20 protein-coding genes and 3 tRNA genes are annotated in these 22822 nt (G+C 47.1%); 10 read left to right on the plus strand and 13 right to left on the minus strand.

Annotation, left to right across the window (positions count from 1 at the left end; all coding sequences use genetic code 11):
- The first annotated feature begins 6 nt into the window (after positions 1-6).
- Together istB and AQUSIP_RS03850 are read left to right on the plus strand one after the other, a co-directional pair.
- Positions 7-753, plus strand: coding sequence for an IS21-like element helper ATPase IstB (gene istB / locus AQUSIP_RS03845; RefSeq protein ID WP_114835531.1), 747 nt, complete (start codon positions 7-9; stop codon positions 751-753).
- Positions 754-798: 45 nt separating this feature from the next.
- Positions 799-1590, plus strand: a complete 792-nt coding sequence (locus tag AQUSIP_RS03850) for an ISL3 family transposase (RefSeq protein WP_332066536.1) — start codon at positions 799-801, stop codon at positions 1588-1590.
- 76 nt (positions 1591-1666) lie between these two features.
- Here AQUSIP_RS03850 and AQUSIP_RS03855 read toward each other — a convergent pair.
- From AQUSIP_RS03855 to recA, 8 genes are all read right to left on the minus strand, one after another.
- Positions 1667-1740 (minus strand) — tRNA-Arg (locus AQUSIP_RS03855).
- A 78-nt stretch (positions 1741-1818) separates the two neighbouring features.
- Positions 1819-1892, minus strand: a tRNA-Arg gene (locus tag AQUSIP_RS03860).
- A 65-nt stretch (positions 1893-1957) separates the two neighbouring features.
- Positions 1958-2047, minus strand: a tRNA-Ser gene (locus tag AQUSIP_RS03865).
- A gap of 56 nt (positions 2048-2103) precedes the next feature.
- Complete coding sequence (gene csrA, locus AQUSIP_RS12550) at positions 2104-2379, minus strand: carbon storage regulator CsrA (protein ID WP_114834473.1); 276 nt, start codon at positions 2377-2379, stop codon at positions 2104-2106.
- A 313-nt stretch (positions 2380-2692) separates the two neighbouring features.
- Positions 2693-3940, minus strand: coding sequence for an aspartate kinase (locus AQUSIP_RS03875; RefSeq protein ID WP_114834474.1), 1248 nt, complete (start codon positions 3938-3940; stop codon positions 2693-2695).
- A gap of 9 nt (positions 3941-3949) precedes the next feature.
- Positions 3950-6544, minus strand: coding sequence for an alanine--tRNA ligase (alaS, locus tag AQUSIP_RS03880; RefSeq protein ID WP_114834531.1), 2595 nt, complete (start codon positions 6542-6544; stop codon positions 3950-3952).
- 147 nt (positions 6545-6691) lie between these two features.
- Positions 6692-7159 carry a regulatory protein RecX gene (locus AQUSIP_RS03885; protein WP_114834475.1) on the minus strand — a complete coding sequence of 156 codons (468 nt, stop codon included), beginning with the start codon at positions 7157-7159 and terminating at the stop codon, positions 6692-6694.
- Positions 7160-7237: 78 nt separating this feature from the next.
- Complete coding sequence (gene recA / locus AQUSIP_RS03890) at positions 7238-8287, minus strand: recombinase RecA (RefSeq protein WP_114834476.1); 1050 nt, start codon at positions 8285-8287, stop codon at positions 7238-7240.
- A gap of 365 nt (positions 8288-8652) precedes the next feature.
- Between recA and AQUSIP_RS03895 the strand changes: the two genes are divergently transcribed.
- The gene (locus AQUSIP_RS03895) at positions 8653-9963 is read left to right on the plus strand and encodes a hypothetical protein (RefSeq protein ID WP_114834477.1); all 1311 of its coding nucleotides are present in this window, start codon (positions 8653-8655) and stop codon (positions 9961-9963) included.
- Positions 9964-10006: 43 nt separating this feature from the next.
- Here the strand turns inward: AQUSIP_RS03895 and AQUSIP_RS03900 are convergent, their stop codons facing one another.
- Positions 10007-10492 (minus strand): CinA family protein, encoded by a 486-nt coding sequence (locus AQUSIP_RS03900; protein WP_114834478.1) that lies wholly within the window; start codon positions 10490-10492, stop codon positions 10007-10009.
- 164 nt (positions 10493-10656) lie between these two features.
- Here AQUSIP_RS03900 and mutS point away from each other — a divergent pair, with 164 nt between their 5' ends.
- Positions 10657-13248 (plus strand): DNA mismatch repair protein MutS, encoded by a 2592-nt coding sequence (gene mutS / locus AQUSIP_RS03905; protein ID WP_232058628.1) that lies wholly within the window; start codon positions 10657-10659, stop codon positions 13246-13248.
- A 248-nt stretch (positions 13249-13496) separates the two neighbouring features.
- Here the strand turns inward: mutS and AQUSIP_RS03910 are convergent, their stop codons facing one another.
- The 3 genes from AQUSIP_RS03910 to scpB are packed head-to-tail and all read right to left on the minus strand — an operon-like array spanning position 13497 to position 15774.
- Positions 13497-14288, minus strand: coding sequence for an RsiV family protein (locus AQUSIP_RS03910; protein ID WP_114834479.1), 792 nt, complete (start codon positions 14286-14288; stop codon positions 13497-13499).
- Positions 14285-15031 carry a 23S rRNA pseudouridine(2605) synthase RluB gene (gene rluB, locus AQUSIP_RS03915; protein WP_114834480.1) on the minus strand — a complete coding sequence of 249 codons (747 nt, stop codon included), beginning with the start codon at positions 15029-15031 and terminating at the stop codon, positions 14285-14287. The genes AQUSIP_RS03910 and rluB overlap by 4 nt, the downstream gene beginning before the upstream one ends.
- A gap of 14 nt (positions 15032-15045) precedes the next feature.
- A complete protein-coding gene (scpB, locus tag AQUSIP_RS03920) occupies positions 15046-15774 on the minus strand; it encodes an SMC-Scp complex subunit ScpB (protein WP_232058629.1) in 729 nt (242 codons plus the stop codon).
- A 268-nt stretch (positions 15775-16042) separates the two neighbouring features.
- On the opposite strand from scpB, the gene ribF reads away from it, so the two are divergent.
- The 4 genes from ribF to AQUSIP_RS03940 all read left to right on the plus strand — a co-directional run bounded on the left by ribF (position 16043) and on the right by AQUSIP_RS03940 (position 20622).
- Positions 16043-16990: a bifunctional riboflavin kinase/FAD synthetase gene (gene ribF, locus AQUSIP_RS03925; RefSeq protein WP_114834481.1), complete on the plus strand. Its 948-nt coding sequence runs from the start codon at positions 16043-16045 to the stop codon at positions 16988-16990.
- Positions 16987-19800 (plus strand): isoleucine--tRNA ligase, encoded by a 2814-nt coding sequence (ileS, locus tag AQUSIP_RS03930; protein ID WP_114834482.1) that lies wholly within the window; start codon positions 16987-16989, stop codon positions 19798-19800. The genes ribF and ileS overlap by 4 nt, the downstream gene beginning before the upstream one ends.
- A gap of 72 nt (positions 19801-19872) precedes the next feature.
- Positions 19873-20364, plus strand: coding sequence for a signal peptidase II (gene lspA / locus AQUSIP_RS03935; protein WP_114834483.1), 492 nt, complete (start codon positions 19873-19875; stop codon positions 20362-20364).
- A gap of 45 nt (positions 20365-20409) precedes the next feature.
- Entirely contained in the window at positions 20410-20622 is a 213-nt protein-coding gene (locus AQUSIP_RS03940) for a hypothetical protein (protein WP_114834484.1), read from the plus strand.
- 110 nt (positions 20623-20732) lie between these two features.
- Here AQUSIP_RS03940 and AQUSIP_RS03945 read toward each other — a convergent pair whose 3' ends face one another.
- Complete coding sequence (locus tag AQUSIP_RS03945; protein ID WP_170131813.1) at positions 20733-21872, minus strand: alpha/beta hydrolase; 1140 nt, start codon at positions 21870-21872, stop codon at positions 20733-20735.
- Between the two features lie 116 nt (positions 21873-21988).
- Between AQUSIP_RS03945 and AQUSIP_RS03950 the strand changes: the two genes are divergently transcribed.
- Positions 21989-22297, plus strand: coding sequence for a hypothetical protein (locus AQUSIP_RS03950; protein ID WP_114834486.1), 309 nt, complete (start codon positions 21989-21991; stop codon positions 22295-22297).
- A gap of 3 nt (positions 22298-22300) precedes the next feature.
- Positions 22301-22672: an EexN family lipoprotein gene (locus tag AQUSIP_RS03955; protein WP_114834487.1), complete on the plus strand. Its 372-nt coding sequence runs from the start codon at positions 22301-22303 to the stop codon at positions 22670-22672.
- The last annotated feature ends 150 nt before the right edge of the window (positions 22673-22822 follow it).

Below are 22822 nucleotides of genomic sequence, written 5' to 3' on the forward strand. Positions count from 1 at the left end.
AAAAAGATGTTAACTCAACCAACGTTAGAAAAACTAAGAGCGCTAAAATTATCTGGAATGGCAGAAGCTTTTTGTGAACAATTACAAAAACCCATGCCTGATCTGGATTTTGAAGCTCGCTTAGGGTTGTTGATCGATCGTGAATGGTATTTGAGAGAAAACCGCCGCTTAAACAGACGGCTTGCACAAGCAAAACTTAAAGCTCAGGCTTGCATCGAGGACATTGATTTTAAACATACCCGCAATTTAAACAAAACTGTCGTACAAGAACTTGCCCGAGGGCAATGGATTCAACAACACTTGAACTTACTGATTACTGGGCCAACGGGTTGCGGCAAAACTTATATTGCCTGCGCGCTTGCACATAAGACTTGCTTGATTGGCATGTCTGCGCGTTATTATCGACTCCCACGTCTTTGGCATGAATTAAAAATCGCAAAAGCAAATGGTAGCTATGCTAATTGGCTCGCACAACTAGCAAAAATTGATGTTCTTATCTTAGATGATTGGGGATTAGCAACTCCTGACGATGACCAACGCCGCGATCTGTTAGAAATACTTGATGATCGCTACCAACGAAAATCAACTATCATCACCAGTCAGTTACCAATCACACATTGGCATGAACATTTGAATGATGCCACTCTTGCAGACGCTATCCTTGATAGATTAATTCACAACTCAATCAGATTGGAATTAGATGGCGATTCACTTAGAAAAAAACAAAAATCTTTACAGACCGATGAAGTTTAACAGATAATGCCGTCGTGACTGGTAAAGTTGTCCCAATAAACCGGAATCATTGTCCCCTTACGGACTGGAATTAATGGTCCTTTCGATCGGAATACACACTGTCCAACAGTGCTTGGCATTGATGAGCATTTCTTTAGTAAAAAACAGGGTTATGCCACCACGTTTTGTAATCTCAGAAAACATAAAATATTCGACATCGTTAAAGGTCGATCGGCAAAAGATTTGGCAAGCTATTTAGATCGACTACCCGGAAAAGATCGCGTAAAAGTCGTCTGTATTGACTTAAGTAGCACATATCGAAGTATCGTGCATCAGTATTTCCCTAATGCCAAAATCGTTGCTGATCGCTTCCATGTGATTCGACTCATGCACCATATGTGTATGCAGACTTATCAGGAAATTGATCCCAAAATGAAAAATAAACGAGGGTTATTAGCAGCACTCAGAACTAACCCAGACAATCTCACTTCAGACAGATTGAAAAAGCGTGATCAGTATTTAAATGAGCATCCTGCAACTGCTGCCATATACCATTTTAAACGGCGCTTGCATCGATTGTTAATGAAAAAAACAGTGTTCAAAAGTCGTTGCCAGCGGCTAATTCCAGTATTTTTAAAAATGGTTACAGCATTGAAACAGAGTCCATTTAAACGATTAGTAACGCTTGGCAAAACACTTTATCAATGGCGTGAGGAGGTGGTACGTATGTGGCGATTCACAAAGAACAATGGAATAACGGAAGGCTTCCATCGGAAGATGAAATTAATACAGCGACGAGCATATGGGTTTCGGAACTTTGAAAACTATCGGTTACGTGTTAGGGTGCTGTGTTCGTAAATGGTGTGCCCCCTGAAATGGGAAAGACCCGAAAGACCCGAGAGTTGGTTAACCATTTTGGATATGAATTATTCATCGCGCCCGGAGGGATTCGAACCCCCGACCACCTGGTTCGAAGCCAGATACTCTATCCAGCTGAGCTACGGGCGCATCGGCGTGATTGCTAAGTGGGGTTTTAGCCCGAAATAAAATCACGTGTAGTGGTTTTGCTATTTCTGGTTTTTAGCACGCGCCCGGAGAGATTCGAACTCCCGACCACCTGGTTCGTAGCCAGATACTCTATCCAACTGAGCTACGGGCGCGTTCTAGAAACCAGCATTTTGCCTATCGAGTGTACTGTCGGTTTCTTCTTAACAGTACCACTTAACGGAGAGGGAGGGATTCGAACCCTCGATGGAGCTTTTGGCCCCATACTCCCTTAGCAGGGGAGCGCCTTCAGCCTCTCGGCCACCTCTCCAAAATTGACCCCGCGTTTGCTAAGGCGGGATTATCTCAGTTTTAAAACTGAGGGTCTTACTCTTTATTGTTTTCCGTTTTATCCGCTTTTGGCTCTCGCTTCTTTCTTTCTTTTGGGGCGGCAGGAGCGGCTGCTGCTGGAGCTTCTTCTTGTTTCGGCGTGGTATTTTTTTCTTGCTGTATGCGCTGATAGATTTCTTCACGATGTACGGATACATCTTTGGGCGCATTAATACCTATACGCACTTGGTTACCTTTAATACCAAGTACAGTCACAATCACATCATCGCCAATGACGATGGTTTCACCCACACGCCTTGTTAAAATGAGCATTATCCATCTCCTTTAAAAAACTGCCTTGTCCATTAGAAAAACCACTACCCCGTTAATTCCATGAGGTACAAATTTTATTAAGTATATATGGGTAATATCAATTAAGTTGATATTTTGCATCACCCTTCACAGCTCTGCTATCTATATTGACCGTTACAGTGACGGCTACCGAATATACTGGGTATATTTTATCAGGATTTACGTGAGAGCGTGGATCTCGGCGTAATTTTCTGTTCTTACCCATTAGCGCTGCTTTCAAGGTGTGCAATAGTAAACAATAAAATGGCATTCTGCAAATAGGATTTTCATTTTTTTATTCTATATATAGTTGTTGCGTCTCCATCGGGATCTTGTCCAGCTCGAATGCCTGGTGAACCGCCCGTACGCCTTGCTCCAGGTGCGCTTCATCCACTACCACCGATATTTTGATTTCCGAAGTCGTAATCATCTGGATATTAACGCCTGCATCTCCCAAGGACTGGAACATGGTGCTGGCAACGCCGGTATGCGAGCGCATCCCGATGCCCACCAGTGACAGTTTAGCAACTTTAGGGTTGGTTTTAACGGACACAGCACCCAATTCTTTAGCCAATTCTTCTATAATCTTTAAGGCCTTAGGATATTCGCGCCGGTGTACAGTGAAAGTAAAATCGACCGTATTCTGTGCGGTCATGTTTTGTGCAATCATGTCAATTTCAATATGGGCTTGGCTGACTTTCGCCAGAATACGGCCTTCCGTGCCCAACTGGCGGGGTATGCCAGAAAGCGAAATCACGGCTTCTTCACGGCTAAATGCAATGCCCGAGACAGGGAGTTTATGCATAATTTTATCCTCGAAGGTCACCAGCGTACCTTGGCCATCAGAAAAAGTGGATAGCACGCGTATTGGCATATTGTGTTTGCTTGCCAATTCAACCGAGCGCATCTGCAACACTTTAGCACCGAGACTGGCCATTTCAAGCATTTCTTCAAAGCTAATTTGCGGCAACAAACGGGCTTCCGGAATAAGATGCGGATCGGTGGTATAAACCCCGTCTACATCGGTATAAATCTGGCATTCATGCGCTTTGATGGCTGCAGCAATAGCGACGGCAGTGGTATCAGAGCCGCCACGGCCGAGCGTCGTAATATCGCCGTATTCATTAACACCCTGAAATCCAGCAATGATGACAATGCGGCCTTGTTTAAGCTCACGTTCGATAATATCCGTGTTGACTTTCTGGATCCGGGCCTTGGTATGGATTGTGTCAGTATGGATGCCAATTTGCGATCCGGTAAAAGAGCGGGCAGGACACTGCTTGGCGTTTAACGCCATGCTGAGGAGCGCCATGGAGACCTGTTCGCCGGTTGAAATCAACACATCGAACTCGCGAGGATCGGGGTAATGCGTTAAGGCATTGGCAAGCTGAATCAGGCGGTCTGTCTCGCCATACATGGCAGAGACAACCACCACAACATCATGCCCTTGTTGCTTGGTCTGCAAAATTTTTTGAGCCACATGGTGGATACGGTCCAGATTGCCGACCGAACTGCCGCCATATTTTTGTACGATGAGCGCCATACTGTAATGTTATCCTTTTTCCTGCACCCAAGTGTAAATAGATTGTAATGCTTTTTCCAAGGCTTCTGGTTTATTTCCACCTGCTTCCGCAAGATCGGCACGACCACCGCCTTTTCCGCCCACTTGGATAGCTACGCTATTAACGATCTCCTTGGCATTGAGCCTGTCTACCAAATCGGCTGTGACACCGCCTACAATACCAACTTTATTTTCCTTGACGGTTGCAAGCACAATGACAGCGCTACCCAGCGTCTGCTTGAGATGATCCATGGCATGACGTAAGGCTTTGCCATCCAGCCCTTCAACTTTAGCTGCTAATACCTTGATATTACCAATCATTTTTGCTTGGCTTGCCAGGTCTTGGCTGACCACGCCAGCCAGTTTATCCTTAAGTTGCTGGATATCTTTCTCCATCTGAAGAATGCGCTCTTCTTTTTGAGACAGCTTTTGCTTGAACTCATCTTCACGCTTTTCAATAAAGCGCAGCGCTGCATCACCCGTCACAGCCTCGATGCGACGTACGCCAGCGGCAACGCCCGTCTCGGCCGTAATTTTGAAGATGCCAATGTCACCCGTGTGATCGGCATGTGTCCCGCCGCATAATTCAACGGATGGTCCGAAGCTGACAACACGGACTTTGCTGCCGTATTTTTCGCCGAAAAGAGCGACGGCTCCACTTGCTACCGCTTCTTGTGGCGTGGTTACCCGTACTACGCCTTCGTAATTCGCACGTATTTCATCATTTACGCGACGCTCAACGGTGCGTAACTCTTCATCGGTGAGCGGCGAAGCATGCACGAAATCAAAACGCAATCGCTCGGGTTCAACGAGCGAGCCTTTTTGTACTGCATGCTCACCTAGCACCTGTCTTAATACCAGATGCAGCAAATGCGTTGCCGTATGATTTAATACAGTTGCAGCGCGCCGTTTGGCATCAACTTCTGTCAGGACTTCGTCCCCCACGCGCAAGGTTCCTTTTTCCAGTTTGCCCAGGTGTAAATGCGTGTGACCCTGCTTGATGGTATCCAATACTTTAAAAAGCGCCTGGTTTTCGATGCGCAGCAACCCCTGGTCGCCAACTTGGCCGCCGGATTCTGCATAAAAAGGCGTGCGGTCCAGTACGATTGAGCCTTTTTCACCTGCATTTAAGGCATCAACAAATTTGCCGTCGCGATAAAGCGCAAGAATTTTGCCAGTATCGGGCAGCGGTTCTGCCAGCAGATTTTTGTGCCCGATAAATTCGGTGGGCGGCTGGGATGCCTGTACGGGCGTGTATTCAGCAGTAAACTGGCTTGCCTGCCGTGAGCGTTCACGCTGTTTGGACATGGCGGTTTCAAATCCCTCATAGTCGATTAACAGGTTGCGTTCGCGTGCGATATCTGCGGTCAAATCAGCAGGAAAACCGTAGGTATCATACAGCTTGAAAACGGTTTCACCTGGGATGATATCGCCTTTCAAGTCATGGACGACTTGTTCGAAAAGCTTTAATCCCTGCGAAAGCGTCACGCTGAATTGTTCTTCTTCCTGCAGCAACACTTTTTCTACATGTGCTTGTGCTTTAACCAGTTCGGGATACGCATCGCCCATGAGCACAACCAGCGGCTCAACCAGCCGATAAAAGAAGGGCTGAGTAATGCCTAATTTATTTCCATGACGCAGTGCTCTGCGAATAATGCGACGCAGAACATAACCGCGACCTTCATTGGAAGGCAGAACACCGTCTGTGATTAAAAAGCTGCAGGAGCGAATGTGGTCGGCAATGACACGTAAAGAGAAGTTTTTTAAATCCCGGATGTCAGCCAGCTCAGCCGCCGTTTTGATTAATGGTTGAAAAAGATCCGTATCATAATTGTTGTGCACGCCTTGCATGACAGCAGAAATACGTTCCAGCCCCATACCCGTATCGACGGAGGGCTTGGGGAGCGGCGTGAGTGTGCCATCGGCTGCACGGTCATATTGCATGAATACCAGGTTCCAGATTTCGATATAGCGATCGCCATCGGCGTCTTCGCTGCCTGGTGGTCCACCTGGAATGTGTGCCCCATGATCATAAAAAATTTCCGTACACGGGCCACAAGGACCGGTGGGTCCCATCGACCAGAAATTATCATGTTCACCACAACGGCTGAATCGTGCCGGATCGATTTTCATTTCATTTAACCAGATCGCTTCTGCTTCCTTGTCATCTTCGAATACGCTGACCCATAATTTTTCAGGCGGTAAGCCCAATTTTTTCGTGAGAAATTCCCATGCGAAATGAATCGCTTCCCGCTTGAAATAGTCGCCGAAACTGAAATTGCCGAGCATTTCAAAAAACGTATGATGGCGCGCCGTATAACCCACGCGTTCCAGATCATTATGCTTGCCACCTGCGCGCACACAGCGTTGAGAAGAAGCGGCACGATGATAGGGGCGTTCTTCCTTGCCCAGGAAAACATCCTTAAACTGCACCATGCCTGCGTTGGTGAACAGCAGGGTAGGGTCATTAGCTGGTATCAGCGAGCTGCTAGGCACAATTTCATGGCCATGTTCACGAAAATAATCTAAAAATTGACGGCGTATTTCATTACTGCCTAGAAATGACTGCTTGGATTCGATTCCCATATATTTACCGTTTTTTAATGTATTCATATCTGTTTTAGTATTTAACATTCGTTGTTGCCAGACGGCCAATGTGACGATTGCTGGATATTATGACATGTGTTGTTTGTTGTTCCTAATGACATTCGCTCGGTACATATATTCAACGGGTTAAACGTCAATCCTCTCTATTTCAGCGTCCTTGTTAAGCAGCACGCTGTCAACCTGTTCACGCGTAAAACCACGATATTGTAGGAAGCGTATTTGTTTGGCGCGTTCTTTGAAATTGGTGGGTTGTTTGCCTTTAAAGTGCTTTTGCCAAACTTTATGTATTTCGGCAAGCCAAACATCGGCGGGGACAGACAATTTTTCTGCGATGACATCGTCTGCAATGCCACGGGCTTGCAGTTCAGCGGCAATACGGTGCGGGCCATAGCCTTTTTTACTACGCCAATACACAAAATTTTCTGCAAAACGCAGATCATTGATGAGGCCGGCTTGAAGCAGATCAGCAATCAGGGTTTCAATTTCATCAGGAGTGCAGCTTTTGGCTTTTAATTTTTGCCGTATTTCCTGTTGGGAATAATCACGGCGGGAGAGCCAGTTAAGAACAGTGCGATGGAACGGGCTTTTAGTCATTGTTTGAAGTGTGATGAGATTTCATGTGGTTGTCCTTAAAGGTGGGCAAACAAAGCATGCCCACCTTTACCCAATCTATCAGGCAACGCTTTCCTCAATCTCATCCTCTTTCTCGCTGCGTACCAGCGTGGCATGCAGGTTGATCATGAGTTCACGCAATTTGGTTTCAATCTCATGCGCAATTGCCGTATGTTCTTTCAGGAATTGACGCGCGTTTTCTTTGCCCTGGCCTATACGCTGTCCATTATAACTGAACCAGGCGCCGGACTTGTCAATTAATCCCTGCTGCACACCGAGGTTGATGATTTCGCTTTCGCGAGAAATGCCTTCATTGTAAAGGATGTCAAATTCAGCCTGTTTGAATGGAGGGGCCACTTTGTTTTTGACCACCTTGACGCGTGTTTCGCTGCCTTTGATTTCATCGCCTTCCTTCACGTTGCCAATGCGGCGAATATCAAGACGTACTGAAGCGTAAAATTTCAGTGCATTGCCGCCTGTTGTTGTTTCAGGATTGCCAAACATGACGCCAATTTTCATGCGAATCTGGTTAATGAAAATGACCAAGGTGTTAGAGCGTTTGATATTGGCGGTTAATTTACGCAGTGCCTGTGACATGAGACGTGCCTGCAGCCCCATGTGCTGGTCGCCCATTTCACCCTCAATTTCTGCTTTGGGCGTGAGGGCGGCAACAGAGTCGATAATAATCACATCGATGGCACTTGAGCGTACCAGCATGTCGGCAATTTCAAGTGCCTGCTCTCCTGTATCCGGCTGCGAGATCAGGAGGTCGTCTACATTTACGCCCAGCCGCCTGGCATATCCCGGATCCAGTGCGTGTTCTGCGTCAATAAATGCGGCTGTGCCGCCTTTTTTCTGACACTCGGCGATAACCTGCAGCGTAAGGGTGGTTTTACCGGAAGATTCCGGACCATAAATTTCAACGATACGGCCTTTGGGCAGGCCACCGATGCCCAATGCGATATCGAGCGAGAGTGACCCGGTAGAAATGGCTTCAATGTCGGGTACGTCAGTGGCGTTATCGCCCAGACGCATGACAGAACCCTTGCCAAATTGGCGCTCAATTTGACTCAGCGCAGCGGCGAGGGCTTTTTTCTTGTTGTCTTCCATAAGTTGATCCTTATTGTTAGTTTCAGTTAAATGATGATGACCGGCACGGCAATTGCTCAACATCTATCCAGTGGGACACTGTCACAGATTTTCTAAAGATTACCTGAATGAGACTGGCTTGAGAATGGGTGTTTTGAGAAGGCGTAGTCACGCCGCAGAATTTTTATTATTTAGAAGGTAACGGTTAATGTCAATCACTCACTCGCTAAATAAGATAACCCTGTCAAGCTTAAGGCTCTCTTAAGATTTTATGGCGTAGAATGGCAATCCCTCCTGTGCCCAAAACTTATTAAAAAGAAGGGGAAAGTGGAAGCCGAAGGTGAGCAAAAATAAATTAATTTTTAAATAAAGTAGGGAGATGCACAATGTCAACCGCAAGACAAAGCGTAATAATCGAAGAAATTACCGAAGAAGATCAAACTCAAACCAAAGAGAATAATAAAACAACCGAGTCTACAAAAGACCCCGTAATTGAAATGCCGCCTGACCAGGAAGATGATGTTGAGTTACAGGCGCCATCCAATACAAGCGAAAACAAGCCGGGGAAATTACAAGTTGTTTCCCAATACGCTTTCAGAGTCGTGGGCGGATATGCACCCGCCGTATTTTTCGGGGCACATGTATTTCCACCGATTCCCGTTCCTTTTAGCACCACGATGGGTTTTGTCGGCATTGCGATGAATGATCGCGTGGGCAGTGCTTTGGGCTATATGGTGAAGGCGGATACAGCGGAGATGGCTGAATTTTTCAGATCATCCGGTCATGGTTATATTGCGTTGGGAGTGGCGGCTGAATTTGCCAAGGGTGCGGGAAAATTCGGTTTAACAGCCATACCTCCACTGATTATGGGGTATGCGGTGGGCCAGTGGACCATTCTGTATCAATTGGAGAATGTGCCCGTTACTAGCTTTATCATGCAAAATCCGTTGCTGGAAGGCTTCATCTACGGCACAGGTGGTTTTGCTATCCAGCAGCTTGGCATGAAGGTATGGGAATGTTGTGTTCCTCCAAAAACAGCTGAGGCAAATGCACATCCGCAAAATCACTTGATCCAGACCGCATTTGGTTATGGGCTGCGTTACATGGGCGGATTTACCCTGGCAGAAACGGCACGCGAAGCGATGATTTATTATGGATTGCCCGGGTTGGCTAATAATCCGCTTATGCCTGCCACGGCTTTTGTAGCAGACCAGCTCATGCAGGGCTGGGAGTTCATGAACTCGACCAGGAAACTGGGATCTGACGAGGCAGAAAAAGCGAAAGAAGGCTATCAAGTGGTTCCCCAGACCATCGAAGAAGGCAAGGCGTTGGATATGGGAACCTCATCTACAGGAAAAACGGTGGCCAAAATTGGGCTGCGCACGACTCTTGCTATCGGATTTATAGTAGCAACGGATTATGGCGTACATAAACTGCGTGGTTATTTGGATCCCGACTATGAAAAAAGCACGCCCTCTACACTGGAACGCTTGGGTTTCTATGCGTTGAATGTGGCTGCAGGCTGGACGGTGGTGGCTGCTGCCAAAAATGCGCAATCCATTTATAAGGCTGGCCAGACGATGTTCCAACGTTGCGCTAATGCGGTGGCTTCTTCATCTGTCTCAATCCAGGTAGAAAATCAGGTAGAAAGGCAGGTAGAAAAGCAGAAGCTGATGAGTCTGCGTAGCACAATGTAACTTGCGAGAATGGCAAAAGGAGGCATGAAATATATGCCTCCTTTCATTCAATTAGTTCCAGCAATTTTTTTAATGCCGTCTCAATGGTTTTTTGCCGGATTGCTTCACGATCGCCGGAAAACAGTTGCTTTTCTGCATAAACAAAAGCCTCACGCTTTGCCCAGGCAATCCATACGGTACCCACTGGTTTGTCTCTAGAGCCTCCGCTCGGCCCGGCAATGCCGGTAACGGCAATACTCATATCGCCATGGCTATGTTGCAGCGCTCCTTGCGCCATCTCTCGTGCAGTTTGTTCACTAACCGCGCCAAAATTTTCAATCGTCTGCGGGTTGATGCCCAGTAGCTCCATTTTGGAAATATCGCTGTAGGTTACAAAACCGCGTTCAAACCAGTCTGAGCTGCCGGGAATATGTGTGATCCAATAGCTTATTCCTCCTCCCGTGCAGGATTCGGCCGTGACAAGCATCAGGCCCTGTTTTTTAAGCGCCAGGCCGGTTTCTTCAGCCAGTTTTTCAATGCTTGCTGTCATGTATTCATCCTGATGTTAAATAAACCAAGATAACTGTAGGGTGGCACAGACTTGAATGGATGACAAGGCGACGTATTTTAATTAACATCACGCATTGCAGCGTGGCTGGTGACTAACTGTGTCATTATTCTGACACTCTCTAAAAAGACGGAATGCGAAATGTTATGGCGCTATCAATGATTGACTCTTCTCATCCTCATACGCCGATGATGCAGCAATATCTGCGTATTAAGGCGGATTATCCGAACACGCTACTGTTTTATCGCATGGGCGATTTTTACGAACTTTTCTATGATGACGCGCAGCAGGCAGCGCGCTTGCTGGGCATTACGTTAACCGCCCGCGGTCAATCTGCCGGCAAACCCATTCCTATGGCGGGCGTACCATTTCATTCTGCTGAATCTTATATTGCAAGGCTTATACGGCAGGGTTTGTCTGTGGCAATCTGTGAACAAATAGGCGATCCCAAAGCGGGCATAGGCCCTGTGGAACGCCAGGTAGTACGCATTTTGACGCCAGGCACGGTGAGTGACGCAGCCTTTTTGGATGATCATCACGATAATCTTTTGCTCGCGCTTTTTGCACAACATCGTTGCTATGGTCTTGCCTGGCTTGATATCAGTGGCGGCCGTTTTCATTTGCTTGAAGTTGAAGGCGAAGAAGCTTTGAGTAGTGAACTTGCGCGACTGAAGCCGGCTGAACTGCTGGTGAGTGAAGAATGGGATCATGGATTATTGAGCGCCTGCAGGCAGCAAGTCAGGCGCCGCGCACCGTGGGAATTTGACTATGAAACCTCCGTACGATTATTAACCGAACAAATGCAGACGCATGACTTAAAAGGTTTTGGCTGTGAAAACCTGTCAGCTGCGTTGTGCGCAGCGGGTTGCCTGCTGCAATATGCAAAAGAAACACAGCGTGCGAGTATGCCGCATGTTCGAACGATTCAAGTAGAACGGCGTGAGGAAAGTTTGCTGCTGGATGCTGCGACACGCCGCAATCTTGAACTGATAACTAATTTGTCCGGCGGTACGGAAAATACGCTAGTGTCGGTATTAGATCAGACGCAGACTGCCATGGGTAGCCGTATGCTGAAGCGCTGGCTAAACAGACCATTACGCGATCGAATCATACTGCAGGGCCGGCAGGAGAGTGTAAGGGAATTGCATGAACAACACGCTTATGCATGCTTGCAAAAAACACTGCAGGCAAGCGCTGATCTTGAACGCATCCTCGCGCGTATTGCACTCAAGTCTGCGCGGCCGCGTGATCTTGTCGCGCTGCGAAGCACGCTTGCGCTGCTGCCCGTGCTGCAGCAGCAATTGCAGGGATTGCGTGCGGCGCAGTTACAGCATTTGCAAAATGAAATCCGTACCTTCCCCGAGCTTTATGATTTGCTGACGCGTGCCATCATTGACCAGCCGCCCCTGACAATACGGGATGGTGGCGTGATTGCGCGTGGCTACGATGCGGAACTCGATGAACTGCTCGCCATCAGTGAAAATGCCGGAGATTATTTAATCAAGCTGGAAGAGCAGGAAAAGCTGCGCACGGGCCTTTCAACCTTGAAAGTGGGCTATAACCGTGTGCATGGTTACTATATTGAAATCAGCCGCCTACAGGCGCAGCAAGTGCCGATGGATTATATCCGCCGTCAGACACTCAAAAATGCGGAACGGTTTATTACACCGGAATTAAAAGCGTTTGAAGACAAGGCATTGAGCGCGCGTGACCGCGCATTGGCCCGTGAAAAAATATTATATGATGCTTTACTGGATGCGCTGCTGCCATCCATCCCCGCGCTGCAAGCTTGCGCGAACGCGATGGCGGAAGTAGATGTGCTGGCGAATTTTGCTGAACGCGCTGTCAGTTTGCGTTGGTGCTGCCCGGATTTGGTAGATGAGGCAGGTTTGGAGATTATTGAAGGACGGCATCCAGTGGTGGAGTCAGTGGCGGAACAACCCTTTGTGCCGAATGATATTACACTGCATGCAAAGCAGCGCATGCTGATTATTACCGGACCTAATATGGGAGGCAAATCCACCTATATGCGACAAACTGCCTTAATTGTTTTGCTCAGCCACATCGGCAGTTTTGTGCCGGCGCAATCGGCAAAAATAGGGCCCATCGATCGTATTTTTACCCGCATCGGCGCAGCGGATGATCTGGCGAGCGGCCGATCTACTTTTATGGTGGAAATGACGGAAACCGCTAATATCCTGCATAACGCCACGTCGCAAAGCTTGGTGCTCATGGATGAAATTGGACGCGGTACCAGCACATTTGACGGTTTATCGCTGGCCTGGGCCTGTGCGCAATATCTTGCACAGGGTGTGCGCGCTTTTACTTTATTCGCCACACATTATTTTGAATTGACTACGCTCGCAGACGAAATGGCAGTGGTGCAAAATGTGCATCTCGATGCTACCGAACACGGCGATACGATTATTTTCTTGCATCGCGTTCAGCCGGGACGTGCGAACCAGAGCTATGGTATTCAGGTTGCGCAGCTGGCAGGGGTGCCGCGCGCAGTGATTCAGCAAGCCAAAACAAAATTGCAGGAATTGGAACGCCAGGCTTACCATGTGCAGCAAGCGCATTCGCCTGTTCCTGAGCAGCGTGATTTATTTGCAGAGCCTGAAGAAGCGCATCCGGTGGTCTTACAATTACGCGATCTTAATCCGGACCAGCTTACTCCTAAAGAAGCGCTGGATTGGTTATATCAATTAAAAGCGGAAGCTGGCAATTCAGGCAAATAATTAATGGCATTACCTTAAGAGGAAACAATATTGTAAAGGTTAGGTAATTCGTTGGTGAAACTGTGCCTGCTATTGCGAGCGTAGCGAAGCAATTTAGGACACACTTCACAATCTGTCATCCTGAGCGAAGCGAAGGATCTCCTTTTGTATATCGGGAGATCCTTCGAGCAAAAAACGCTCTCAGGATGACAGCAGGGTCCATCAATAACTAATTAACAGAAGTTTCTAACATCATTACCGAGAATATTTTACTTACAGCTTTCCGGCGTTTTCACACAAGCAGCGATCGGTGAAGCAGGTGCAATGACGCTCTCTAAAACTTTATAAGGTACGAGAACTTCGGGTTGTCCAAATACATAAGCGGCAACCTGGTATTCCTCAAAAGTAAACAAAATACCTTCGGGTAGCAGATTCCAGTTCTTGTAGTTTTCCGATTTAGGAGCAGTGCCTTTTTCAAACCAGTCGTTGTCCTGTTGTTGTAGTTCTTTTTTTAACTGTTCCCGGCTGTAGGTAGCGATAACATTCAGATAGTTGGAATTGGCTTTGAATAAGTCATTCAGCGCCAATTGTTTTCCAGTCTGCAGATCGTAATTGACGACCTGAATTTTCCGGCCGGGATGCGCTGCGCCTGCAAAATAGAATTCATTGTTAAAACGCACGCTCAATAATGTTTGCGAACCTGCACTGACGGTTGATAGATCATAGAAAATATCTAGATTGTTTTGCCGAACGGATTCAGGCAGATTTTTGATGTCCGGAAAAGACTTGACGACTTCTTTTTTAAACTGATCGATTTGCCCGGACACAGCAGTATCAATAAGTTGATTAAATTGTTTTGCTTGCGAATTCAAGTTTCCAGCCAGCTCAGGGGATTTTGCTTTGATTTGATAGGGCGGTTCCTTACTGCTTTCATGGCGCATTTTGCTTTTGAACGTGAAGCCATTTGGGAGCGACAGTTTCTTTTTTTCAAATGCAGTTTGCTCGGCGAATACATATTGTGAAAACAATACAACAATCACAAGGAGTAGTAATTTTTTCATGAGGCGTCTTCTTTAGTAGTAAGTTCAATTAATTCTGCCACTTCATCTTCAGTCAGTTCAACGCAGCGCCCGCGTTTTAAACCCGCAGGCAGATAAACGGGACCAAAACGAATACGAATAAGTCTGCTCACAGTAAAACCCAGCGCGTCCCAAAGCCGGCGGACCAGCCGATTACGGCCTTCCGAGATGGTAACATGGAACCAGTGATTAGCTCCGCTGCCGCCTGCGTCGACAATTTTTTCAAAATGGGCTGGACCATCTTCCAACTGCACACCTTTTTTTAGCTGCTCCAGCGCTTCAGGCGTGACTTCACCACGCACGCGCACAGCGTATTCACGCTCGATATGAGAACGGGGGTGCATAAGATGGTTAGCAAGGGTGCCGTCATTGGTGATCAGTAGCAGGCCTGAGGTATTGAAATCCAGTCTGCCTACGCAAATCCAGCGGCTATTACGAATGATAGGCAAACGTTCGAAAATGGTAGGACGGCCTTCCGGATCATTGCGGGTACACATTTCTTTTTCAGGCTTATGATAGAGCAGTACCCGTGATTTTACATTCAAGCTTTTGAAAAGTTTAATTTCACGGCCATCAACGCAAACCCGGTCCCGATAGGTCATGCGGTCACCGATGGTCGCAATCCTGCCGTTGACGGTGACTCTGCCGTCCTGAATCCAGGATTCAATTTGCCGGCGTGATCCAAGCCCGGCATTCGCCAAAACTTTTTGTATTTTTTCACTCATGATTCAGTTTTCTTCTAGCCTGTGGCTGCTTCTTCATCTGCGTTATGATCAGGGCTATCCAGGTCGGCATCATCATCCAGCTTGACTATATTGTCTTCGTCGCCTGACAGAATGGCTTCCCGTTCTTCCGGTATGGCTTCGCTATTATCGGGGCCCACTTTACTGTTTTCCAGCGCTAATTGCACCTGCAATTGTGCTTCCTGTGCCTCCAGGTTTTTGAATTCAGCGAGCGTGGGCAGATCAGTCAACGACTTCAAGTTGAAATGATCAAGAAATTCCTTGGTGGTGCCATAAATAGCGGGTTTGCCTGGGACTTCACGGTAGCCAATGATACGAATCCATTCGCGTTCCTGCAGTGTCTTGATAATATTGCTGCTGACGGTAACACCGCGGATTTCTTCGATTTCAGCGCGAGTAATGGGTTGTTTGTATGCAATAATGGCAAGTGTTTCCAGAAAAGCGCGTGAATAGCGCGGCGCGCGCTCTTCCCACAAGCGGGAGAGCCAGGGACTTAATTCTGTTTTGGCCTGCAGGCGATAACCGCTCGCCACTTCTTGCAGCTCAATACCGCTTTCCTCGTGTCGCGCTTTAATATTAGCCAGAATTCCCCTGACTTCGGAGGTGCTGGGTCTTTCTTCTTCAGTGAATAGATTTTGTAATGACAACACGGTCAAAGGTTTTCCCGCAACCATCAGGGCGGCTTCAATAATCGATTGCATTTTTTCCAGCGACAGGGCGGCCATTTCTTTTCTCCAAAAAAACAAAATCAATGCATGCAGATAAGTAGAATCGGCTAAAATTTTCGCAAATTCTCACCCAATAGTCACGGCTATTCTCTGCCGATTGATAAAAAATTCGGAACAGGCGTGGCATGTATGTCAGCTTTTACTAGCATGATCTGCAGTTTAAGCGCAGTGTTTATTTTTTTCATCATGCAATCTAGTAAAAAGCAGGTAATTATCATACAGTTTCCCCATTTGGAAATGGCCGTAGAGACAAGAGGTTGTGCTGGTGCCTGCAAAACTGATACGTGGTTTATATAATTTAGGCTCCCAACAAAGGGGCGGTGTCCTGACGATTGGGAATTTTGATGGTGTACATATCGGGCATCAACAGCTGGTGGCGAAGGTGCTTGAAAAGGCAAATCGCTTGAAAGTGCCTTCCGTCGCAATGACTTTTGAGCCGCATCCCTTTGAATTTTTTTCAGGTGAAAATTTAACCATCCCTCGCATCACGCGGCTGCGGGAAAAGTTTTGCGCCCTGGCTGCCTGTGGTATCGATAACGTGTTAATATTACCATTTAATCAAGAGATTGCGAGCATCTCTGCAACCGATTTCGTGCAAAAAATTCTCTACGAAGCCTTAGGTCCCCGCCATATCATCATTGGCGATGATTTTCACTTTGGGCACAAACGCCAAGGTGACAAGGCGCTGCTTGAGGAAATGGGGCGTACTCGCGGATTTTCTGTGGAATCCATGCACACCGTCATGGTGGAAGGCGAACGGGTGAGTAGTACGCGTGTGCGTAAGGCGCTGGCAGAAGGGAGCCATGATTTGGTGAGGCAGTTGCTTGGCCGCCCTTATTCCATGATGGGGCGTATCCGCTTTGGTGATCAGCGGGGCAGACAGTGGGGGTTTCCTACCGCAAATATTTTTTTACACCGCAAGCTGACGCCAGTCAGGGGCGTCTACACTGTGTATGTGCATGGCGTGGCGGAACATCCTTGGCCTGGTGTTGCCAATATCGGCGTCAGACCGACTGTGGATGGCACTCGAACGCTGCTCGAGGTACACTTACTCGATTTTAACCGCGAAATTTATGGGCGGTATGTGCGCGTCGAATTCTGCGAAAAATTGCGCGATGAAATACGTTTTTCCAGTCTGGATCTGCTAAAACAGCAGATTGCCGCTGATGTTGTGTCGGCCCGGAACTATTTTCAGAAACAGGGTAGGTTATGAGTGATTACAAAAATACATTAAATTTGCCGCAAACCGATTTTCCCATGAAAGCCAATCTGGCCCAGCGTGAGCCTGAGTTATTAAAAAAATGGCAGGACATGGCGATTTATTCAACGCTGCGATCGAAGCGGAAAGGACAGAAAAAGTTTATTTTGCATCTCGGGCCGCCTTATGCAAACGGCCATATTCATCTCGGTACGGCCACCACAACGCTCCTCAAGGACATTATTGTCAAATCCAAAAGCATGAGTGGTTTTGATGCACCGCTGGTGCCGGGATGGGACTGCCATGGATTGCCGATTGAATTGAATGTAGAAAAAAAAGTAGGTAAACCCGGCCGCAAAGTCAGTGCAGCCGAATTTCGTGAAGCCTGCCGTGATTATGCAAAATCGTTTATCAATATCCAGCGAGAGGAATTCAAGCGTCTTGGCATCATCGCAGATTGGGAACATCCTTATCTGACGATGGATTTTAAATACGAAGCCAACATCATTCGCAGTCTGGCCAAAATTATCCGTAATGATCACGTGCAAAAAGGGTATAAACCCGTGCATTGGTGCCTGGATTGCGGATCTGCGCTGGCTGAAGCTGAAGTAGAATATGCAGAAAAAACCTCTCCTTCCATTGATGTGCGATTCGCTATTGCTGATGTGGAGGACTTCTGGGCGCGATTTGATACGTTGCAAAAAGGCATGGGTCCACTCTCTATTCCGATCTGGACTACGACTCCATGGACATTGCCGGCCAACCAAGCGGTGGCATTGAATCCCTTACTGAATTATACACTGGTCGAAATGGATGGACGCGAACAGCTACTGATAGCTGAAACGCTGCTGCCTTCTGTACTGCAACGCTATGGTGTAGAGAACCATCGTACGCTGGGGAAAATAACGGGTGAAAAATTAAGCGGCATTAAACTGAAACACCCTTTTTACGAACGTGAAGTACCCATTGTCGTTGGCGAACATGTGACGGTTGAATCAGGAACAGGCGCAGTGCACACTGCGCCTGCGCATGGCCAGGATGATTACATCGTGGGCCAGCAAAATAATTTACCGCTGGATAATCCAGTGGGCGATGATGGCTGTTTTATCGCTTCCACGCCTTTATTTGCTGGCATTCATGTCAGCAAAGTGAATGACAAAGTGATTGATGTTTTGCAATCACATGGCGCCTTGTTACATCAGGAAACGATACGCCACAGTTATCCGCACTGCTGGCGGCACAAAACACCACTGATTTTTCGCTCAACGCCGCAATGGTTTATCAGCATGGATAAAAATGGCCTGCGCGATATGGCGATGCAGGCTATCGACCGGGTAGAGTGGGTGCCAGATTGGGGCAAAGCCCGCATTCGTTCCATGATGGAGAACCGTCCGGATTGGTGTATTTCACGTCAGCGTACCTGGGGCGTGCCGTTGACTTTATTTATTCATAAAGAAACAGGCGAACTACATCCCAATACACTGGATCTGATGGAAAAAGTCGCGCTGCGAGTGGAAGATCAGGGTATAGAAGCATGGTATGCGATGGATGCCAAAACGCTTCTAGGTGATGATGCGGATCACTATCAGAAATCAATGGATGTGCTGGATGTATGGTTTGATTCTGGCGTAAGCCATGAGTGTGTATTGAGGGCTCGTCCTGAGCTTGCATTTCCTGCCGACCTGGTGCTGGAAGGATCTGATCAGCATCGCGGTTGGTTCCAGTCATCCCTGTTGACTTCGCTTGCTATCAACGCGACGGAATCGTATAAGGCCGTGCTGACCCATGGTTTTGTCGTTGATGGACAGGGACGCAAAATGTCTAAATCGCTGGGTAACGTGATTGCACCGGAAGAAGTCATTCAAACCTTGGGCGCGGACATTTTAAGACTATGGGTTGCCTCCATTGATTATCGATATGAAATCAGTGCCTCAAAAGAAATTCTCACACGCACGTCCGAAGCTTATCGTCGCATCCGTAATACCGCGCGCTTTTTTCTGTCGAATTTGCACGGCTTTGATCCAGAACACCATTTACTTAAACCTGAAGAAATGCTGATGCTTGACCGCTGGGCTGTGGATAGAGCGCGGCTCATGCAGGAAGAAATTCTTGAAGCGTATAACACGTTTCAGTTCCATTTAGTGGTGCAGAAAGTACATCAATTCTGCGTCACGGATATGGGCGGATTTTATCTGGATATTATTAAAGACCGCCAGTACACCATGCAGGCAAATAGCCGTGGTCGCCGTTCTGCCCAGACGGCGATGTATCATATCGCGCGTGCGTTTGTATGCTGGATCGCGCCTATTCTGAGTTTTACGGCGGAAGAAATTTGGCAATATATCCCAGGCAAACGATCGCCTTCTATCATGCTTGAAACCTGGTATGAGGACTTGGCGGGACTCACTGATGATGAATTAATGAACCGCACTTACTGGGAAAAAATTCGTCAGGTGCGCGAGGCGGTAAACAAGGAAATTGAAAACCAGCGTAATGCAGGCAAGATCGGTTCTGCGCTGGAAGCGGAAGTATATTTATATTGCGGACCGAATTTGAAGCCACTGCTCGATGCACTGCAGGATGAATTGCGTTTTGTGCTGATTACTTCGTTTGCCAGGGTGATCCCCGAACATTCTGGTCCAGTAGATGCGATCATGACGGATGTGGCGGGTCTTTTATTGAAAATTGAAGCAACCAAACAACCTAAATGTGAACGCTGCTGGCATCGGCGCAGTGATGTGAGTGCAAATTCGGCATACCCAGGGCTCTGCGGCCGCTGCGTTGAAAATGTGGCGGGAGCTGGAGAGGTGAGGGAATTCGCCTGATTATTTTTAGTGAAGGCTGCAGGTGGGCGCTTTGTGGCGCCTGCGTTCTATCCTGGAAGGAGACGGTTCTCAATGAGAAAATATTTTTCAACCGGACTTAACTGGCTCTGGATTGCTTTACTGGTGGTGTTAATTGATCGCTATGCCAAGTATTGGGCAGTACACAATCTCACGCTAACGGAGCCGCTTCCCATTTTTTCTGTTTTCAATCTGACGCTGGCTTATAACAAGGGTGCAGCGTTTAGTTTTTTACACAACGCATCGGGCTGGCAAAACTTGTTTCTCGGCAGCCTGGCGGCGATCGTGAGTCTTTTTATTCTTGGCTGGTTATGGACGCTTTCCGCACGCGAACGCTGGACAAATATCGCATTATGTTTGGTGCTGGGCGGTGCAATAGGAAATGCGTGGGATAGAATATTGTATGGTTATGTCATCGATTTTTTTGATTTTCATCTGGGCGATTGGCATTTTGCCATTTTTAATACGGCAGACAGTGCGATTTGTGTGGGTGCGGCGATGCTCCTGTGGCACTGGTTAAGGTCCCCAGATCGAGGCAGTCATTGAGTCCTGATTTGCTATACTAATAGTAAGCTTTTGTAGGATATTCCTATGAAACTTATTCTTAATGTCTTAATAAGCGTTTTAATTTTCAGTGGGTTAAGTGGTTGCTCTACCGCGACTAAACAACCGAGCAGTGCTTCTTACCAACCCGGCTACGGCTATGTGAGGCCCGCTTATTCCTATCCGCAGTATCGCTATTATCCAGCAAGCTCATACTATTATGAATATCATCTTGGCTTTGAAAAAAAGCGCGTGCGTTAAACGGGCCTCCTACTTATTTAATTTCAAGGAGGCCTGTTTGTTTATGAGCCAGATTCACCGGACAGTAGTGGAGCGTAGCGAAGGATCTCATGATGTGAAAGCTTTGCGGCTTACTTTGACGTCATGATGAAGTGCAAGATTTTTTCCGCCATGAAGTTAAAATCAGGATTATAAGTTAATTCAAGCCGCCTGCGTTTAATGACGCCTGCTTGGTAAAGACTGTCATACAATTTTTCTTCGATGCGATTATAAGCCCCATAGAATACTTCGTTGGATCGTGGTCGCGAAGCATGAACATAATCGCCATTCTGGCCGTAATGACGATTATCGGGCGAGAAAGGAATGGAAACGTGCGAGAAGTGGTTGATGGAAAGCTCGGGATAATGCGAGCGGCGCGGCAAAATGCGTGGATCGGAAAATGATTGATCCCCTGCAGTATAAAGCAGCAGGCTGCTGTTTTCATGATGCTGGCTGGAAAAAAAATCAATGGCATGATGACTTGAAATCGTTTCATCTTCATGGCTGATGATCATCAGCATGGGTGTGTGGAGCGGGCGATGCTGGCGTAATTCACGCAGCACCATGGTTAACTTGGTCACCTGATTGACTGGATTGAGCGCCACCGATTTATATTTGGCATAATCAATTTCACGTTCCTGACAAACCCATGCAAGACTGTTCCTGCTAATGGTTTTCATGACCTGATGCCAGCCTACTACAATATCAACAGGTGCTTTTATACGGATCGCTGGCGACAGTAGTATGATGCCCTGGACGTGTTTGTCCTGCAAAGCCTGGTAGACAGATAGTGCGGCGCCTGTTGAGTAGCCCACCAGAAAAATATGATCGACTTCACGTTTGAGGCTTTCAACGCCATAGCGCACGGCCTGTAGCCAATCGTGATAAGAAACTTGCAATAAATCCTGGGGTACCGTGCCATGACCCGGGAGGACAATGGCGCGGCTTAATATGCCTTCCTTTTGAAGCCTTTGGCCGATATCCAAAAGCGAAAAAGGACAATCAAGCAACCCGTGGATTAACAGGGCGCCATATTTTATTCGTCCTTGTGTAGAAGTAGAGGGGCGAAGTTCGAAGGGGCTGTTGGCATCAATAATAGTCGTTGGATCAAGCGCTTGCCCTTCTGTTTCAAATAGTGAGAAAGCAGCGCGGCGTTCTGCTATAATAGCGCGTGAACGGGCAATATAGTCTGAAAAAGGAAGGCTGCTATCTGAAATAGGATAGTTTATCATTGAGCTGCTAAGGGTAGCGGAAAGGTTGTCAAACATACTATCTAATCTATAATAAAATTGAAAAAAATTCCATTTACGTAAAAATCAGAGTGATCATGGGCAGGTTTGTCTTTTTAATGATAATTTTATCCCTGTTGCCGCTAAAAGCGGTGGCGGGCAATAATGATTTGGGTGTGGGTGGTGTGGCGCAGAACTTGATGGAACCCGTCGGTTTTTTTTCAGATTTTGTCCAGACAGGCTGTTTTATCATTGGCGCTTCCTTCCTTTTTGCGGCGCTGATTAAATATTTTGAGCACCGGCGAAGCCCGCTTATGGTGCCGATTAGCACCGTTATCTTCCTTGTCATTGCCGGGGTCGTGCTGGTTCTTTTGCCATTTCTTTCTCTTGTGGTGGATAATGGCGTTCCTTATTCATTAATGAAGTGAAAAATGACAATAAAATTTATTCGTTTGATGGCGTTAATTTTCGTACCGCTAGTGCTCGCTGGTTGTAACGAAGAAGTGACTTATTCTTATCTGATGCAGCATCCTTCTTTTTTGCAGAAAGAAGCTGCGCGTTGCCAATCGTATGACACACTAACTAAAAATCAGGAAGCCTACTGTGAAATGGTTGACCGGGCTGTTCGTGATGTTATCTCCCTCATTAATGAGCAGCAAGAAGATCCGGAAGGCTTTGGCCAGCGCATCCTGGATGCGCAAATTGCCTGTCACAAGCGCTCTGCTCAGACAAAGCCTGATTTTAAAAAGTGTGAGGAAGCAAAAGTGTTGCTAGCCGTGGCAGGCTTGAATACACCGGAGTAATTCTTGATTTGAAGAATAAATATGCTAAGCTTCTTCAGCTATTTTTTTGGTGAAGAAAATTTCAACCTTTTTGACATTCAAATTACCGCGTTTCTAATGGAACTTCATGTCGTGCGGAATAGTTTACCTGATTCAATCATAAGCGAGGAT

The organism is Aquicella lusitana (assembly GCF_902459475.1).
Taxonomy (GTDB): domain Bacteria; phylum Pseudomonadota; class Gammaproteobacteria; order DSM-16500; family DSM-16500; genus Aquicella; species Aquicella lusitana.